Origin of the sequence: Paenibacillus sp. 2TAB19 (assembly GCF_052115185.1) — a bacterium.
In the GTDB taxonomy this organism is placed as follows: Bacteria; Bacillota; Bacilli; order Paenibacillales; family Paenibacillaceae; genus Pristimantibacillus.
The window spans coordinates 46,550-64,493 of record NZ_JBFRGE010000015.1 but is presented as its reverse complement, the minus strand read 5'-3'; the positions used below and the strand labels follow the sequence as shown (position 1 = coordinate 64,493).

Annotated in this window: 15 protein-coding genes; 12 read left to right on the top strand and 3 right to left on the bottom strand. The window is 50.6% G+C overall.

Annotation, left to right across the window (positions count from 1 at the left end; genetic code table 11):
• Positions 1–21: 21 nt before the first annotated feature.
• Positions 22–1,677 carry an ABC transporter substrate-binding protein gene (locus AB4Z33_RS09285; RefSeq protein ID WP_442049665.1) on the bottom strand — a complete coding sequence of 552 codons (1,656 nt, stop codon included), beginning with the start codon at positions 1,675–1,677 and terminating at the stop codon, positions 22–24.
• 162 nt (positions 1,678–1,839) lie between these two features.
• On the opposite strand from AB4Z33_RS09285, the gene AB4Z33_RS09280 reads away from it, so the two are divergent.
• The 8 genes from AB4Z33_RS09280 to bshB2 all read left to right on the top strand — a co-directional run bounded on the left by AB4Z33_RS09280 (position 1,840) and on the right by bshB2 (position 11,056).
• The gene (locus AB4Z33_RS09280) at positions 1,840–2,838 is read left to right on the top strand and encodes an ABC transporter substrate-binding protein (protein WP_442049664.1); all 999 of its coding nucleotides are present in this window, start codon (positions 1,840–1,842) and stop codon (positions 2,836–2,838) included.
• Between the two features lie 126 nt (positions 2,839–2,964).
• Complete coding sequence (locus tag AB4Z33_RS09275; protein ID WP_442049663.1) at positions 2,965–4,593, top strand: ABC transporter substrate-binding protein; 1,629 nt, start codon at positions 2,965–2,967, stop codon at positions 4,591–4,593.
• 227 nt (positions 4,594–4,820) lie between these two features.
• Complete coding sequence (locus AB4Z33_RS09270) at positions 4,821–5,825, top strand: ABC transporter substrate-binding protein (RefSeq protein ID WP_442049662.1); 1,005 nt, start codon at positions 4,821–4,823, stop codon at positions 5,823–5,825.
• Between the two features lie 118 nt (positions 5,826–5,943).
• Entirely contained in the window at positions 5,944–7,536 is a 1,593-nt protein-coding gene (locus AB4Z33_RS09265) for a helix-turn-helix domain-containing protein (RefSeq protein ID WP_442049661.1), read from the top strand.
• 161 nt (positions 7,537–7,697) lie between these two features.
• The gene (locus tag AB4Z33_RS09260) at positions 7,698–8,735 is read left to right on the top strand and encodes an NAD(P)/FAD-dependent oxidoreductase (protein ID WP_442049701.1); all 1,038 of its coding nucleotides are present in this window, start codon (positions 7,698–7,700) and stop codon (positions 8,733–8,735) included.
• 341 nt (positions 8,736–9,076) lie between these two features.
• Positions 9,077–9,892, top strand: a complete 816-nt coding sequence (locus AB4Z33_RS09255) for a hypothetical protein (protein WP_442049660.1) — start codon at positions 9,077–9,079, stop codon at positions 9,890–9,892.
• 139 nt (positions 9,893–10,031) lie between these two features.
• Positions 10,032–10,376, top strand: coding sequence for a YojF family protein (locus tag AB4Z33_RS09250; protein ID WP_337100318.1), 345 nt, complete (start codon positions 10,032–10,034; stop codon positions 10,374–10,376).
• 20 nt (positions 10,377–10,396) lie between these two features.
• Positions 10,397–11,056 (top strand): bacillithiol biosynthesis deacetylase BshB2, encoded by a 660-nt coding sequence (gene bshB2, locus AB4Z33_RS09245; protein ID WP_442049659.1) that lies wholly within the window; start codon positions 10,397–10,399, stop codon positions 11,054–11,056.
• A 58-nt stretch (positions 11,057–11,114) separates the two neighbouring features.
• Here bshB2 and AB4Z33_RS09240 read toward each other — a convergent pair whose 3' ends face one another.
• A complete protein-coding gene (locus tag AB4Z33_RS09240) occupies positions 11,115–11,519 on the bottom strand; it encodes an SET domain-containing protein (protein WP_442049658.1) in 405 nt (134 codons plus the stop codon).
• A gap of 137 nt (positions 11,520–11,656) precedes the next feature.
• Between AB4Z33_RS09240 and AB4Z33_RS09235 the strand changes: the two genes are divergently transcribed.
• The 3 genes from AB4Z33_RS09235 to AB4Z33_RS09225 are packed head-to-tail and all read left to right on the top strand — an operon-like array spanning position 11,657 to position 14,466.
• A complete protein-coding gene (locus AB4Z33_RS09235; protein WP_442049657.1) occupies positions 11,657–12,997 on the top strand; it encodes an NAD(P)/FAD-dependent oxidoreductase in 1,341 nt (446 codons plus the stop codon).
• Between the two features lie 54 nt (positions 12,998–13,051).
• Positions 13,052–13,522 (top strand): SRPBCC family protein, encoded by a 471-nt coding sequence (locus tag AB4Z33_RS09230; protein WP_442049656.1) that lies wholly within the window; start codon positions 13,052–13,054, stop codon positions 13,520–13,522.
• A 32-nt stretch (positions 13,523–13,554) separates the two neighbouring features.
• Positions 13,555–14,466: an ABC transporter substrate-binding protein gene (locus tag AB4Z33_RS09225; RefSeq protein ID WP_442049655.1), complete on the top strand. Its 912-nt coding sequence runs from the start codon at positions 13,555–13,557 to the stop codon at positions 14,464–14,466.
• A gap of 333 nt (positions 14,467–14,799) precedes the next feature.
• Here the strand turns inward: AB4Z33_RS09225 and AB4Z33_RS09220 are convergent, their stop codons facing one another.
• Complete coding sequence (locus AB4Z33_RS09220) at positions 14,800–15,753, bottom strand: family 43 glycosylhydrolase (RefSeq protein WP_442049654.1); 954 nt, start codon at positions 15,751–15,753, stop codon at positions 14,800–14,802.
• Positions 15,754–16,176: 423 nt separating this feature from the next.
• Between AB4Z33_RS09220 and AB4Z33_RS09215 the strand changes: the two genes are divergently transcribed.
• The gene (locus AB4Z33_RS09215) at positions 16,177–17,841 is read left to right on the top strand and encodes a PucR family transcriptional regulator (RefSeq protein WP_442049653.1); all 1,665 of its coding nucleotides are present in this window, start codon (positions 16,177–16,179) and stop codon (positions 17,839–17,841) included.
• Positions 17,842–17,944 lie beyond the last annotated feature (103 nt).

Here is a 17,944-nt window from a genome sequence, read left to right as displayed (position 1 = left end):
CTATGGCGAATAAACCAACCTTTAAACGCGGTCGCTCATCTTCGAAAGACCTCGATAGAGGTTTATCTCATGTGGCGTTAAGGCATGCAAGAGCTCCTGAAGCTGTGCTTGCGTGGAGAGAGGGTCGTATCCATAAAAGAGTTCAGGCTCATTCAAATAGTAGACTCTGTTATGCTTAACCGCATCTAAGCTTCGCCATTTGGGAGAACGGAGCAGTCGGTCAAAACGAAGCCGGCTATCCGGACAAGAAGGCATCGAGGTAAAGATGATATAATCGGCAGGGTAGGAAGCTATAGCTTCGATATCAGCCTCTATATAGCCTTTGGCGGCAATTCCTTGCTCCAATAGCTTGCCAGGAGGCTGAAAGCCGAGATCATCGTATAAGATTTGGCAGCCTCTGCCGAAGCTGCTGCTGAAGCAGTAAGCTGCATGCGAGCCGATCTCCCATACGATGGCGGTGCCTCTGGCTCCCAAATCGCGGTCCAACCGATGATTGACCACGTCCATCATTTGATCATGTTTAGCCAGCCAGTCCTCGGCTTTTAGCCGTTTATTCACGATATCGGCGATGAGAAGGAACTGATCTCGCCAACTCATCGTCATGAGAGGAAGCTCCATGACCGGTGCGAGCGGAAGCAATGATTTATTTACCTCGGCATTGCTATAACTGATAATCAGATCGGGCCGTACGGAGGCTAGCGCCTCATAATAGGTGGCGGGGGTATGGATGTACGGGTTGAATTTTTGTCGGCTTTTCATTTTTTTCTTGCTGTGGAGTTGCTCCAGCCAGGATGTATAGACGCCAAGCTCGGGGGTAATGTCCAAAGCGATCAGACTGGCCGTATGGTTGGAATCCAGCGTGACGATATTTTTGCGCGAGTGTCGATAGGCCGTTGGAGACAGTCCGACCGACTGCTTGAATTTGCGACTCAAATACAACCCTTCCTTATAGCCGACCTGTAGAGCCAGCGTATTCAAATTCGGCGTGCCGATCAAGAGTAGTTGTTGAGCGCTGCGAATTCGCAGCAAAGTAAGATGGGCATTGAAGGTTCGGCCTGTGTGCTTCCTGAACGTGCGCGAGAAGTGCTCGGGACTGACGCCAGCCTGCTCAGCCATCTGCTCCCGTGTAAGCTCTTCATTATAATGGGCGTCCATATAATGAAGAGATTGATCGAACCAAGAATGGGAAGGCTGCTGTCTTGCTGCAAGCTCCTCACTTAGCCCTTGCAGCAATTGCGCAAACAGCTGCTGCGCTTGGAACGGGGAGCTAAGCTGCGGTTCCATCCAAATATGCTTAAACTCCCCGGCGGGCCTTAATAGCCCGGCAGGAACACGCTGCAAAGGAATCGGATGATGCAAGCCTTCGGGGCTGGAACCTTCTGGAGTCAAGCAACGGTACTCGATCCCGATACCGCGGAGAGGGGAGCGAGACTCTACCCGCAGCTCCATCTGTGTTAGAACATCGGATAGAAATACGGTGCCGCGGGAAAGATCATGCTCATGCCCATCGACGAGAAGGGCGCCCTCGCCGCCCCATACGATGAGAATGATAGCGTTCGGCGATACGTAAGGGACGACGAGATCGTCTATTTCGAATAGATTAACAGGCATATAGAAAGTATGGGAGGCTGTAGTTCTCCCTTTATTAGCAGCAGCGGTCATAGAGATCACGCTCATTTCTCAAATTCGGATTAAAGTTCATTGGATGATTTTTGTACAAAAATAGAGTGACACATTTGTTTTGTCCATTGAGTATAGGAACATAATTAGTTACTATTTTCAATGATAATGATAAGCATTATCAAAGTAAAGGGGAAAGAACAAGGAGGAGTATCAAAAATGGTACAGGCAAAAAAAGCAAGTCTGCTATTAGCGGTAATTGTTTTGATGGGGGCACTATTGTTGGCATGCGGCAACAACGCTAACAATTCGGATAATAAAGCGCCGGCAAACGGCGGCCAAGCATCCGAGACACCTGCTACGGCGGCGCCGGAGCAGACGGAAGCGACGACACGCGCATTCACCGACTGGTCGGGGCACGAGGTAGAAATTCCGGTTAATCCGCAGCGCGTTATTTATCACGGGGAAGTAACAGGCGACGTACTGGCGCTTGGCGTAACACCGGTCGGCGTCCTCAAGAATGAAGGGACATCGTTTGACGATAAAATCGCATCCGTAGAAGATGTAGGTTTCCCGTTTAACTTGGAGAAGGGGTTGGCGCTTCAACCGGATCTGATTATCTTCTCGAACGACGACGCGAAGCAGTATGAAGAAATTTCGAAGATTGCGCCAACGGTCACGTTCAACTCCTTCGATCCGATTGAGGTGAGAATGCCGATCCTTGGTGATATGCTTGGCAAGAAGGCAGAAGCAGAAGCATGGCTTGCGAAGAACAAAGCGGAGACAGCCGATATGTGGGCGAAGCTGCGCGCAGAGAGCGGGCTTAAGGAGAACGAAACGGCATCGGTATTCACGATGTATCCGGGCAATCGCTTGTTCATTATGGCAGGCGCGGGACTCCCGCAATTCCTATATGGAGAAGGCGGCTTCAAGCCGCTAGACAAGGTGCAAGAGCTGATCGATCAGCAGACGGGCTTCTTGGAAATTTCGGCTGAAGTCATGTCCGAATATGCGGGAGACCGGATCTTCATCTTGAACCCGGTTGATCCAGAGGCGCAGTCGGATACGAATGATCTTATGAATAGCGAACTGTGGAAGAAGCTTCCGGGCGTGAAGAACGGTTACGTCTACAACTTCGATATTCTCAAAGCAGGTAGCGACGCTCTATCCAGAGAATGGCTCATTCAAGAACTGCCTAAGGCTATGGCAAGCAAATAAGCCATGCACGAGAGCATAGGGTAAACAATAGAAGCTTTTTGACCGGCATCGGTTGAAAAGCTTCTTTTTATCGGCTATAATCATGTAAATGATAATAATTCTCAGTTAATAAAAGGAGGTTCCGACATGCACTACCCATCAGCGCCAGCAACACCAGCAGTGCCTCTGCGGTCACTGTCCTTTCATCTACTTGATGCCAACCTGCTAAGTTGTCGTCCGGGTACGGTACTGCCGGAGGAAACGACGGAGACCTATACCCTTCTAATTAACAAGAGCGGCAAAGGGCAATTGTACAGCGACAGCAAGAGGTCGTTGTTTGCCGGCCAAAGCGCGTTTCTCTTCATTCCCGGATCTTCTTTCCAGTTGGAAAGAAAAGACGGCTTGGCACTCGAGTATTATCGCATACAATTCGCGGTTACATTCATCGATTCATGGGCGACCCCAGCAGCATATAAAGAGGCTTTGTTTCCAGGCAGGAGCGAGCTGCGCGTCTATCCTTCGTCACAGTTGATAGAAATGGCGCAGCAGCTATATAGCGGCAGAAGCGATCAGGATGGAATGCCGAGCTTCGAAAATAATATGCGGTTTCTGAAGTTGATAGGTTTCTTATTGGAGCATAATCTCGTGACGGACAGCAAGACCAGCTCCACGCAAGCTGTAGAAAGAACAATTCAATATATGCAGGACCATTATACGGACAAAATAACGGTGAAGTGGCTTTCGGTGAAAGCTTCGCTTCCGAGCGGCCAGTATTCGGCTGTCTTCAAGGAATTAACGGGCAAGAAGCCGCTGGACTACTTGACGGAGCTGCGGATTAAGCGGGCCAAGGAATGGCTGCTCCAATCCGACGAATCGCTGCGCGATATTGCGGAGCGGGTAGGTTTTGCGGACGAATATTATTTCAATCGCCGCTTCCGCCAGACGACAGGCATGTCGCCTAGACAGTATGCATTAGCGATGAGGCGAAGAGTTCGGGTGAGAGATTGGGCTGGACATGAGGTGACGATACCAGATCAGCCGAGGCGTATTATTTTTTACGGGGAGACGATCGGAGATCTGTTGTCGCTTGGCATTCAGCCCATTGGAGGCGACCTATGGAAGCAGGGGCGTCCTTTCAATGCGGAGAAGGTATCGTCGCTGAAACCGGATCTTATTATATTCGATAAGGAAGACGAGAGGGAATATGAGCAAATCTCTCGGATAGCTCCGACGCTTACCTACAACTCCTATGGCCCGCTCGAGGAGAGGCTGTTGACGCTTGGAGAGTGGTTCGGCAAGGAGCGGGAGGCGCAGCAGTGGCTCAGCCATCATGCGGGTAATGCGCAGCGGATGTGGCAGCAACTGCAGCCTTATATCCGTCCCGGAGAGACGGCAACCGTATTCGTGCATCATCGGGGCAGACGGTTATTCGTAATGGGCAATATCGGATTAACGTCGGTGCTGTATCATCCGGATGGCTTTTCCCCCGTACGGAAGGTACAGGATGTGCTTCAAGCGGACAGGGCGTACAAAGAAATTACGGAGGACTGCCTTCAGGAATACGCGGGCGATCGTATATTCATGCTGCTTCCGGGCAGCCCCGTCTCGAGAAAGGCGATGGAGCAGACGATTGCAAGCCCGCTGTGGCAAAGCCTTCCCGCGGTGCGGAACGGGCATGTCTACCTGGTGGACGAGAACGAATGGAACTGCGGGGATGCCTATACGATCGAACGGCTTCTCAGAATGCTTCCCGAGCTGATTCAACACACCTCATAACGGTGATAGGAAAGAGGAGCCTCTTAAAGGGTTTCTTTTTTTTGATTAGATTGCTTTTGTCGATAAGAAAGTGGCGAGTTTGTATAAAACCGGTCGTAGAGAATGTGTATTGAGCATGCAATCCGAAATGAGGTACAATCTATTCAAGCAAAATGATAATGATTATCATTATAAATGAATGAATTATTTTGCTGCAAAACATAAAGCTTATGGGAGTGGATTTAGTCATGGCAAGACGGCGGTTTATGAAGACAGGATGGATATCGCTCATTGCGGCGGCAATGATTACGGTGACAGGTTGCGGCGCGGCAGGCGAGCAAGCGGCGGGCAATGCGACTACCGAACAGCCAGTACAGGCAACGGCAACGCCAAGTGAAGTGCCAGCCGAGAAAGAAACGCGCGTCGTAACCGACGGATTCGGAGAGGTAGAGATACCGACAGATCCGAAGCGGGTCAGTGCTCTTTATCGCGAAGATTATTTGGTTGCGCTTGGGGTAACGCCTATTGTGCAATATTATAACCCTATGTGGGGCAAGCAGGATTATTTGAAGCTGGAAGTGCCGTTGTTCGATGTGACCGGCAGTATTGAAGCTTTGCTCGTGGCTGAGCCGGACTTGATTATCGGTGCCGGCGAGGTCGATGCGGCCCAATACGAGCTTTACTCGAAGGTTGCGCCGACGTTCCGCTTGCCGGACGACGTACTTGCGGATTCACGCAAAACGTTGACTTTAATCGCCGATCTGCTTGGTCTCAGCGACAAGGCGGAGCAAGTTCTCGCTGACTATGAGGCACGCATTGTCGATGTGAAGGCGAAGCTGAACGCCGCGATCGGCGATGAGAAGATTGTCGTGCTGCGGATGAACGTCGTTGACAAATCGATTAACATTTTCGGCATTCACAACACGTTTGTTGGACAAATCTTGTATGAGGATCTTGGCCTAAAGGCGCCGGGGTTCGCCGAGGCGATGACGGAGAGCAATATCGTCTTATCGAAGGAGGTCATTCCGGAGCTTGACGCGGACMATATTATTTTGCTTCCGTCCAACGGCACATGGGAGGAAGAGAGCAACATGAAGGCGCTTGAGGAAATGAAGGCAGATCCGTTATGGCAGACCGTTCCTGCGTTTAAGAACGGCCATGTATATCCCGTAGAGAGATCGTATTGGCAGACGGGAGCCATTACAGCCAACGGCTTGAAGATGGATGATTTGCTTCGATTGCTGGCGTCCTAGCAGCAATTAAAAGTTCGGGCAAGAGCCGCTTTTCAACAAAAGTTGATGAGCGGCTCGTTTTGTTTTACACTATATTCATTGAGAATGAATATCAATTAAAAGGCGGTTGATATTGACGATGGATATTCAACAGGGCAAACAAGCTGAAGCTGCTCCCTCAGTCCAATATGTGCTGCAATCAATCGACTTGATCCCAGCGGGTGAACAAGCGGATCGAGGAGAACTAGAAAACAGCGATAGAAACGATGAGGAATGCTTTGAACTGATATTCATAATGAACGGGACGGGACAAGGTAAATGCTATTTGCGGAGGCCTGGGAAATCCCTATCTATTGATCAAGAGGCTTCGAGCTTCAGTTATTATCGAGTGTGCTTCGTAACGAGCGGCCATGATGGTGCGTACAGCCTGTTGCCGGAGAAGCAAGAGCTAGCCTTCACGCCGTTCGCGAAGACGCTGGAGCTGCTCGACGAGCTATATGGGCTCCGAGGGGCAAGCGACGAGCTCGAACGGTTCCAACGGTTTGTGAGATTTCAAGAATTGCTGCTGTTTCTATTCCGCCAAAATCGACCTGCTGCTGATGAGGATAAGGGAACGGACGGCGAGCGGCATGGGGTAGAGCTGAGCTTGCGGCATATTCATCAGTATTACCGTGAGCTTCTGACCGTGGAGGAGCTCGCTGCTCTGGCCGGTGTTGATCGCTGGAAGTATACCCGTCTGTTCAAAGAGGCAACGGGTCAGGTGCCGCTCCAATACTTAAATGAAGTACGGATCAATCAAGCCAAGAAGTGGCTGGCAAGCGCCGATGACAAGCTGCTTGATATTGCGCTGAATGCGGGATTCAACAATGAATATTATTTCAATCGCCGCTTCAAGCAGACAGTAGGCATATCGCCCGGACAATACCGACGCAGCCGCAAGGGACAGCTTAGAGTAGTCGCGCCTTATTTGGAGGACTTCATAGTGGCACTTGATATGCAGCCTATCGTCCAGTATTGGCATGCGAAGTGGGGGAAACAGGACTACTTGGGCTTAAGCCACATTCCGACGTTCGATGAGCATAGCGGTGATTTCAACGCTCTCTCCGGCTATAAGCCGGACTTGATCCTGCTCATGGATCGCTATGAACAACAGCAATATTCGGAGTGCCGCCGTATATCCACTACGTGCATCCTACGCGAGCAAAGCGACAATTGGCGGAAGGTGCTGCGTACCGTCGCCGACTATTTCGGACGGACGGACCTCGCTGACGATGCAATCGCGAATTATGATTCCAAAGCCCGGAGCGCGAGCCATACGCTTAGTCAGGCCATGAAAGGAGAAACGGTCGCTTTCTTGCGTATCTCGGCGGATCACATTATTCAATATACGGAACAAGGACACGGCTTTGTTTCTACTGTTCTCTACGGCGATGTTGGCTTGCGTTCGCATTCCGCTGTAGGCGTAGCTTCTAAAGCGAATGCGCCGGGCATGTTCAATCTCTCTAGAGAGGACCTAGGCGCGTTAAACGCTGACCATCTATTTATTACTTTCGATAAGTGGCACAGCCAGGCAGAAGGCGCGGAGAGAGAACTGTTGGAGCAACCAGAGTGGCGCGAGCTGCCCGCCGTACGCAACAACCGTGTTTACGAGGTTGATTTTCTGACCTGGATGAACAATGGCATTATTTCCAATGGCAAAAAGATTGATGATATATTACGAGCATTAGCGTAACTTCTCTTTCGCTTGCGACTGATAGCTCCGCTCCCCTCATTTTGTACAAAGCAACAGTCGATTTTGTCCATTGTTTTTGTAGTGCAGCCAAAGCTACAATTGTGTTGATAATGATTATCATAGCATGGACGTTTCTGGAGCCGGCTGGAGGAGGACATCAATTGACTGAGCAGCTTGAATTGTACGATGTGACGATTATCGGCGGTGGCCCTGCGGGGATGTATACTGCTTTTTATAGCGGCATGAGAGACTTGAAAACGAAGCTGATCGAGGCAAAGGAAGAGCTCGGGGGGCGTATGCTCATCTATCCCGAGAAAATGATTTGGGATGTCGGCGGCGTAACTCCGATTCTATGCGAGAAGCTAATCGATCAATTGGCGCAGCAGGCGAAGACATTTGACCCTACGCTCGTATTCGGACAGCATATTATTGGATTAGAGAAGCAAGACGATGGTACGTATATTTTGGAAGCAGCAACGGGTGAGAGGCACTGGACGCGTACGATCATTCTGGCTATCGGTCGGGGCATTCTGCGGATGGCGAAGCTGGAGCTGGAAGGGGCTGAACGCTATGAGGTGTCCAATCTTCACTATACGGTGCAGGAGCTGGAGCCTTTCAGAGGGAAACGCGTGCTTATTTCAGGCGGAGGAAATTCCGCGGTCGATTGGGCGAATGAACTGGAGCCGATCGCTGCTCAGGTGACGGTCGTGCATAGGCGCGATCACTTCGGCGGACATGAGAAAAACATCGTTCGGATGAAGGAGTCGTCTGTTGATGTGCTCACACCTTATGAAGTAACCCAGCTATATAGCGGTAACGGAAAGACGATTGAACGTGTGACGATCATTCATATCGAATCGGGGGAGTCGCGTCAGGTGGAGGTTGACGAGGTTATTGTCAACCACGGGCTGAAGTCTGATTTTAGCGGCATTAAGGATTGGGGGCTTCATATGGACGATTGGAACGTATTCGTCAGTCCGAGGCTCGAGACGAACCTGCCGGGCATCTTCGGAGCGGGCGACTTCGCCAATTACGAAAGCAAGCTCAATCTCATTGCAGGAGCGTTCACCGATGCGGCGTTAGCGCTTAACAGCGCCAAGCGGTATATGGATCCCGAAGCGCCAAGGATGGCATATGTATCGTCGCATAATGAGAGATTTAAAGAAAAGAACAAAGCATTAGGCGTATCCGATGAATAGCTGGGGTTGCTATCAATACGCTATCAATATCATGGAATTATAGCAGCCTAATTATGAAAGGCAGGGACAAGGGCGGACGACGAATCTATTCTACCTTCATATAGTGTATAAGAGATTACACAGGAGGTGGAAAGGTGTCCGTTACTAAATCGATTGCCAAGTTGAGGGGGTTGAAGAAGCGAAGCAAGAGATGTAAGCATAAGAAGAAACATCATTGCTCTACTAGATTGCCCTTCGAAGAAGTGAACAGACTCATAGACGTATTGAGATCAATTGAACGAATCCTCCCGAGTGCGCTAAGTGAGAGCAGTCTAGCTAGCAACCGTACATTGCGCGTGCAAATGATACGAATAGAAGACTGGTTGAAACGCAACCGTCTATGCAACACTTCACTGCTATTAAAGCTGGTTAGAGAGATTATCCGATTGCTGGATGAGATCGAAACGTCGATTTTGGATAAATCCATTCAAGTCCAAATCGTTATTAATCAGTTGTTCTTGACTGTTGAAAATATTACGATGACGACCGTGCAAATGAATACGATTATTAACGTAATCAACAATATCAACACGATTATTAATGAGAACGGGCCTCCAGGCCCTCCGGGACCTCAAGGGCCAGCAGGACCCCAAGGACCACAGGGCATACAAGGGATTCAAGGGATTCAAGGACCTGCGGGGACCTTCTCACCGGTCTATGCGAGTGTTTTCGATACGGGTGCCCAGCATTTGGTGCCAGGTGATCTTGTGAGATTCAATCAATTCGATCAGGCAGGCTCCATAGCCGTGGGAGGCATAACGGCGACAGCGACTTCGATTACGGTTCCTATTGCCGGGGATTACTCACTGAGTTGGCAAGTATCATTCCTGCCTATCCCGGGGCAGACCCACTGTGCTTTCGGCTTGTTCGTGAACAATAATTTAGTTCCTTCTACGACCTCCGGCCTTGCTGCTTTCCAAGATCAACAGATTACAAGCATAGGAGCTTCCGTCATCGTAAGATTGGCCGCGGGCGACGTTCTGCAAGTTCGGCCTTTGTTCCCAACGGGTACCATCCAGCCGGCAATTGAGCTTAGTCCAACTATTATTTATCCGAATTTGATTAACCAACTGATCACAAGCGCTTCCGCCAGCATCATTTGGCTTGGCAGCGTATAAGAAAGAGAAGCCGCTTCCCTCTGCATGAGGCGAAGCGGCTTTATTGTTGGTAGGAGGGGGAGAAGAAACGGCCTAGAATGTGTTAAACTATAATTTGTATAGCAAGCCTCATTCAAGTATGAGATATGGAGGTGCGACGATGAATCCAATCCATCCAGGGACGGTTCAAAGCGCAATCGATAAACTTAAGGATCAAGATTTGTATCTTCACTTGGAGATGACGTCCGGCGCTTATGCGAGTCACTTCGATAGCTCTAGGCATCCGGCGGCCAACTTCATCAGCAATGCGGTTATCCGATATTCCCACGGATCGATCGCCGGCAGCGGGCCTTATCGCGTAGGATTGAAGACAGAAGGCGGTTGGATCTATTCCGAAGGGCTTACTCATTATGAAGAAAGCGATACGGAGCGGCTTATTATGGCAGGGCATGACGGCCAAGGCAAGCTGGTTGTGGCGTTGCAGCTCAGCCGTACGCCGTTCTAAAGGGAGAGGTGAAGTGAACAATGAAGCATGATCGCATTCTCATTGTATTCCCGCATCCGGACGACGAGGCTTACTCGACGTCGGGCACGCTGGCTAAGTATATTCACGAAGGCGCGCAGGTTACGTATGCGTGCTTGACGCTCGGCGAGATGGGGAGGAATATGGGCGTACCTCCCTTTGCCAATCGGGTGACGCTTCCGGCCGTACGCAAGCTGGAGCTTGAAGAATCGTGCAGAGTCATCGGCATTCAAGATGTGCGCTTACTAGGGTTTCACGACAAGATGGTCGAGTTCGAGCCGCATGCAAAGCTGGACGCGCCGATTGCCGCCATTATCGAGGAGCTGCACCCGTCACTCGTGATTACCTTCTACCCTGGCTATAGCGTTCATCCTGATCATGATGCTTGCGGCGAAGCCGTCGTTCGTATCATAGGGGCAATGCCCAAGGAGAAGCGGCCGGTCGTGTACGGCATCGCTTTTTCCAAGAACCATCAAGAAGCGATTGGAAGTCCCGATGTCTTTGAAGACGTTAAACCTTTCTTGAAAGCCAAGCTGGCCTCGATCTCCGCGCATCGCTCGCAGTTTCCGCCGCCAGAAGGGACTGGCGACAAGAAGCTAAGCTATAAGGAGCTGGAGGAGCGGTTCGGCACGGAGCGCTTCTGGACCTATCGGTTCAACTAATTCGTTATAAAGGAAGGCCGACCCGCAGCATATGCGGATCGGCCTTCCTTGTTATCATTTATTCGGATTTTGCTTCTTTAGCCGCCTGCTCTTCATAGAACCAAAGCGGATCTTCGTTGTCAACTTCGCCATTGTAGTTGATCAGCAGTTCATCTCCGGCTTTAACTTCGGTAAAGGCGTAGAAATCTACGGTGAGATTATCGAAATTAAGGTCGTAGTGCGTGTTAGGCGTATAGGAGTGATTGAATAACATTCCATAGCCTAGAAGCAAGGCGGAGTGGTTCTCGCCGAACTCGAATGCATAATCGGCGAAAATCGTTTTCTCTAAGTGTACATGTTCCTCGTTCGGATAAGGAAGTGCGGGTGCTTGATGAAAAACGACTCCCTGGGGGATATCGACTGTTGCGAATACGCCTCTATTCAATTCTCCGTTACTGAGCTGTGATGTCTTTACTTCAATCATTGTAGTCACCTGCGCGTTCTATAGTATAAGGGCAGCCTTTGACTAGCCCCACTTGCATTATATCGGTATAATCCAAATATAACAAAGGAATCGTCCGAAATACAATGCGGACGGCATGCACCGGGGGAGGAACATCGTTGTTCGACGTTGTCATTATAGGCGCAGGGGTTAGCGGAATATTCGCCGCTCATGCGCTCGCTGCAGCAAACAAGCATGTATTAATGATCGATAAAGGAAAACGGCTCAACGAACGGAATTGTCCGCTCGATAAGGGTGAAGCTTGCAACTGCACCGCCTGCGCGAAGTACGTCGGCTTCGGAGGCTTAGGCAAGTCGGAAGGGAAGTACAACTACACGAACGACTTTGGAGGAGACCTCGAGGCGAAAGTAGGGTATGACCATGCTTTGCAGCTTATGAACGAGGTTGACGATATATTATGCAGTTGTGGAGCAGGACAAGCGGCCACGTATAGCACCGTAAATCCTTCGCTCGCAAGGAGAGCAAGCGAAGCGGGCTTCGATGTGCTTGCAACGAAGACGAGACATCTAGGGTCAGCGCTTTCCAATGAGGTGCTGCAGGCGATGTTCGAGGATTTGGAGCGTTGCATCTCCTTCCTTTTTGAGACGGAGGTCAGTCTGATTCGCCAGCATGCAGATGGCTTCGAGCTAACGATTGCTGGCCGAGATCCAATAATCACGAAGAAACTCATTATTTCGACGGGAAGAAGCGGAACGGAATGGTGGTCCGGTCAATGCAAAGCATTAGGCATCTCCCAGCAGCTTGCAAGGCTTGATATCGGCCTAAGATTCGAAATGTCCGGAGGACAGCTAGACGCGATTCTTCAAGATCAGTTCGAAACGAAGCTGCGATACGAGTGKGAGGGGCTATCCGCTACGACCTACTGCATGAATCCAAGCGGCAGAGTCATACGGAAATTCCAAGACGGCCTCGTCATGGCTGACGGCCAAAATTATCGGGAGCAGGGCGAGGGGACGGCGAATTTGAATTTTACTTTGTTCGTGCCGAGTTACTTCTCTACGCTTGAAGAAGCCGATAACCTCGCGCGTCAGATTATTGGCGTGATCAATCGCGGGGGAGACCGCATCGTCGCTCAGCGGTTGGGCGATTTGCAGCAAAGGCGGGGAACGTCGGAATCCAGCGGTGCCAGCAACCGCATCAAGCCGACGTTGAAGGCGGATTGGGGCAATCTCATTGAAGAGCTGCCGGATAGCTATATACGGATATCGCTTGCTTTCATTGAAGCACTGGAGCGGCTGCTCGGAACAACTGTCGATGAGGATACGATTGTGTATGGCGTCGATGCCAAGTTCTACGCGCCTATGCTGGACACGACGGAGGACTTTGAATCCCTTATCGCCAATCTGTATGTGACAGGCGATTGCTCGGGTATCACGCATTCATTATCGCAGGCCGCCGCGAGCGGCTTGCATACGGGCAAGCGACTAGCGCTTGCCTAACCGCAAAGCTAGAATGAGCGAGTATAAATATAACCGAAATGTGGAGGGTTTATGATGAGCGAGCTAAATAATCCGAACGACATCAGTGAGGTTACCGTTGAGTGCAGCATATGGGTTGATGCTTCTAAGGAGCGTGCGTGGGGAGCCGTGACGGAAGGGGAGCAATTGACGAATTGGTATTCTCCCGGCTCGCCGTGGGATGTGCCGGATCTGCAGGAAGGTGCAGCGGTTTACTTCCGCCATTCACCGAATGAGTATCATACGGGAGCCGATGTTGTCACGCTTAAGGCTGTTATCGTGGCCGCGGAGCCGCTGAAGAGGTTCGCGCTCCGGTGGGAGTTCGAATCGGAAGGACCCGCGATGATCACTTCCTTCCTGCTTGAAGAGGAGAATGGCGGAACAACCGTTACGATAACAGAGACGGGCTACGAGACAGAGGAGCAGGCAATGCCGACCCAGGAGGGCTACACGATGTCGCTTATGAATCTCAAGGCGCATCTTGAAGGAAACAGCTTGCCCTATTAAGCTTAAACGATTAGGTTAAGCTTCACCGCCCAATGAGCCGAGCGCAGCAGCTTCTGCTTCATACGGGGGCTCGCGTGCAGGATGTGGCCCGCGAGGTCGGCTATCAGGACGAGTTTTATTTTAACCGCAAATTCAAGCAATCGTTCGGCATATCGCCAGGCCGTTACTCCCAAAGCAGACGGAATGAGCATAAGCTGTTCGCTACGCAATATTTGGGCCATTTGTTAGCGCTCGGTATACGTCCGGTTGGCGCGACGAGCAACATTATGGTGCATTCTTTCCTGCAGCAGCTTGTAACGGGAATCGAGTCCGTTGAGCAGCCGACGACAGTCGAGCGTGTGCTGAGTCTGAGGCCGGACCTCATTATTGGCTGCGAGGACAGCGATAAAGAGACGCTCTCGGAGATTGCTCCAGTCATCGTCATGCCTTATGGGGAGAGAACGCCGATCGAACAGTTCCACCAGCTGGCTGACTTGCTGGATAAGCGCAAGGAAGCCGCCCAATGGGTCTCGCGTTACGAATCGAAAGCGCTACGGCTTAGAAAAACATTAGCCGGCGTCATTGGACCGAGCGAGACGGTATCGGTCATCGAGGTATGGGCCGAAGGCATCGTTGTGTATGGCAATCGCTGGGGCAGAGGCGGGTACAATCTGTATAACGCATTAGAGCTTAAAGCGCCTGAAGCTGTCATGCGCCATCTGATTGATCGGGATTCGTACCGCTTCATTCCGCTTGCGGAGCTGCCGTTATATGCAGGGGATCATATTTTCCTAACCGTGTACGAAGCGGGGGACGGGGTTCGAAAAGCCATGGAGATGAAGCAGAGCCGCATATGGGCGGAGCTTCCGGCTGTTATACAAGGCAACGTATATGAGGTTGACATTAAACGATTCGGGGCAGGCGGCCCTATTTCGTTAAGCAGCCAGCTAGATATCCAAGTTTAGCACTTGCTGTCGGGCGGAGGCGGGCCGGACGGTCGCGCGGGACGATATAGCAAAGACTTTTCCGAGGTCAGAGACCCGGGAAAAGTCCTTTTTTTTCTACGGCGAAGTAGATTTGTTCATTGTAACGGACACTGGGAACCTTAATAAGCTGAATATAAGAGAAAAGGGATGCTTACGGACTGAGGTGGCCCTATCCTTAGCTAGAGAGGCTTAAAGAGCCATTATTGGCGATATAAGCGTCACTTCTGTCCGTAACAAACGAAAACAGACAATTTGTATCCCGTTAAGGTCATCTGAGTCCGTTAGGGAGAAGTGGACCTCGGCAGCACGGTATTAGTAGTAAGGCCAGCCGCTGGAATCCCAGTACAGATCGCTGATGAGCAGCTTCGGAGCGCCATTCTCCGCTACGCTGTACGCGTGACGGGCGATGACGTTCGTGCCGTTGACGTCTTGGCCGCCTGGTCCGACCCAAGCGCTGTTGCCGCTGTCGATGACGCTTGCCCCGCCGTTTTTCATATCGACGCCGTTCTTATCATAATAAGGTCCAAGCACGCTCGTTGAGCGTCCGACGGCTACCTTGTAGGTGCTGCTCGTGCCGTTGCAGCATACGCCGATCGATACGAATAAGTAATAATAGCCGGTACTGCTGTTGTAGACGAGGCTTGCGCCTTCGATACCGCCGGATTTGGTTGCGATACGGTAAGCGTTGCCCGTTGGCTTCATCGTTGTTTTGCTGATGGCCGTAATGTAGATGCCGTTGCTCCAGGAGCCGAACACCATCCATAGGTTGCCGCTTGCGTCTTGCATGATGTTAGGGTCGATTGCGTTGTAGTTAGTGGAGTTGTTGGAGCTGATGACGACGCCTTGGTCTGTCCATACACCGCCGGAGATGGAGGTTGTTGTCGTTAGGCCGATCGCGGAAACTTTGGAGCCGAAAGTGGAGATGGAGTAGTACAGGTAGTACTTGCCGTTATAGTAGAAGATATCTGGCGCCCATACATCAAGCCCTGTATGGTTCGGAACGTAGGTGCTCCACCACGAAGGTCTTGATGTGTAGATCGGCAGGGAGCGGTTGTATGTCGTACCGTTCGTCGAATAGAGTACTTGAAGTCCGGAGCCGGTACTGAATACCCAATGCGTGCTGCCTTCCTTGATATAGGCGGGGTCGTGTACATTCGTATCCCCCGTCAAATTCCATGTCGCGGCATATACCGGAAATACGGATGAGAATACAAGCATGGCAGACAGCAGAAGCAACGTAACAATCCTCTTTCTTGATTTGAACATCTTCGATACGCTCCTTTAACCCATTTTTTTGGTCATAACGTCACTTCTCGGGCGCTTGCGATCACCTCCTATTTGTAGTTTGACAACGCTTACATTCAATTGAAAAGTGATGATGCTCAAAGAAGAAAGAGGCTGATTATGCGTGGAGTTAGAAATTGAATCCATAATGTTTATATACTCATTAACTAATTAATGTATTTGCTACAAATAGAAACTACAGCAATTATTAGCAATAGTCAATCTTAAATTTACGTCATAATTCGACGTTTGAGCGATAGGCTGAGCTGCCAGATGCTCCTGACTCTTTTGGTTAATTTAATCAAAAGAGCAGGGGCTTTTTAGTTCATTCACACAAACGCCGCTTTACAACATTGGGAAGGTAATGTTAGTTTTTATAACATAACGTGAAAGGTGTTGATCTTGATGTTACTATCCGATCTGCTCAAAACGCCCGTTTTAATTGCCGCCGACGTCATTGCCGGGCATGAAGGACTTACGATTCACGACGTGCAGTCCATCAATATTATGGACGCGCCCGACATTGTCACCTTTTTGAAAAAGGGCGATTTGCTTTTAACGAACGGTTACCTGCTCAAGGACAGACCCGACGCCCTCATCGATTTCATTACAAGCATGCACCGCAAGGGCTGCGCCGGTCTTGCAATCAAGACGAAACGGTTCTCCATGAGCATTCCGCAGGAGGTGCTGGACGAGGCGAATCGGCTTCACTTTCCGATTATTGAGCTATCGTTGATCGAATCGACGCTCGGCGAAATATTTCAGCAATCGATCAGCATCATACTTGAGAACAAAAACGAGGAGCTGCATTATGCTCTGACCATCCATAAGCAGTTCGCCGATATGATCATGCAGGGCGATGGACTGGGGCGCATTGTCGATGCGCTCGCCGATATATTGGCTTCGCCCGTGCTGCTGCTGAACGTCAAGCTTCAGCCGCTCGCGAGGTCATCCGGGCTCTATGAACCGGCCCTTCAGGAGCTGCCTGAGCTAGCCGCGGCGGCGATCGCTAGTTTTCCAGCCTCGGAGTCGGCGCTATCCGTATGTTTTCCGCATATTCGGGCTGAAGGCTTCCGGCACGCCGAGCTATTCCCCATTCACACTTACCGGCATGAGGGCTATCTGCTCTCCTTCCATAACGACCATACGATATCCGGCCTATCCGCGCTTGCGTTCGAGCAAGCGGCTCATGTCATCGGGCTGGAGCTGACGAAGAAGCACGCGGTTAAGGAGCGTTCTCGCCGTTACAAAAATGAATTTTTCTCGGATTTGATCGAAGGCCATCTCGGCACGGAGCAAGAGGTGCTGCATCGCGGCGGCAAATACGGATTGACGGCCGACGGCAAGGCATTTCTGATAGTAGCTAAGCTGGACGAACAGCCCGAGTGGTCGATAACAAGCGCAAGCAGGTCCTCGGAGGAGAGACTCAGCGTGGAACGCGATGCCCAGTACGAAGCCATTAAGCGTGAGTTGGCTAAGCTTGGCATACCATTCGTTATGTTCACGAAAAACGACCTGTTCGGTATCGTTGTCCAGCATTCCGTTCCTGACTGGAACGAGACGGCGTTTGCCAGAGGGCTGGAGGCGGCCGCGGAGCGCATGTGGGATGCGGACCAGCTTAGCTTCTCGTTTGGAATCGGTAATCCGTTCACAAACGTACTCGATTTGGGCTTGTCCTACAAGGAGGCAATTAAGGCTCTTAGCTCAGGCAGGCAAATGAACCGGAAAAGATTCGCGCAGTCGTATCATGCAATGGATATAGGGCGGCTGCTGCGGCTGCTGCCGTACGACGAACTGGAGCGGTTTTACGAGGAGGCGTTTAAGGACCTGATCCGCAAGGATGACAAAGAGAAGAACGAAATGCTGCGCACGCTGAAAATATTTTACGAGAATCAGTGCCAAATCAACGATACGGCCAAGGCGTTGTTCGTTCATCGCAACACGGTCATCTATCGCATTGAGAAGGCGGAAAGACTGATCGGCCGTTCGCTTAAGGATTGGCAGGTGAGCTTCCGGTTTCAGGTTGCTTTTGCGATCGAGCCGTTATTAAAGAACGAAAAATATAGTTAAAACAACTAAATTAACATTTGATTTCTGTTTGTTATAACTAATGACATTCGAGAGCCGAATCGATAAGATAGGTTTATGTTCGATATGTCAGATAACCTAACAC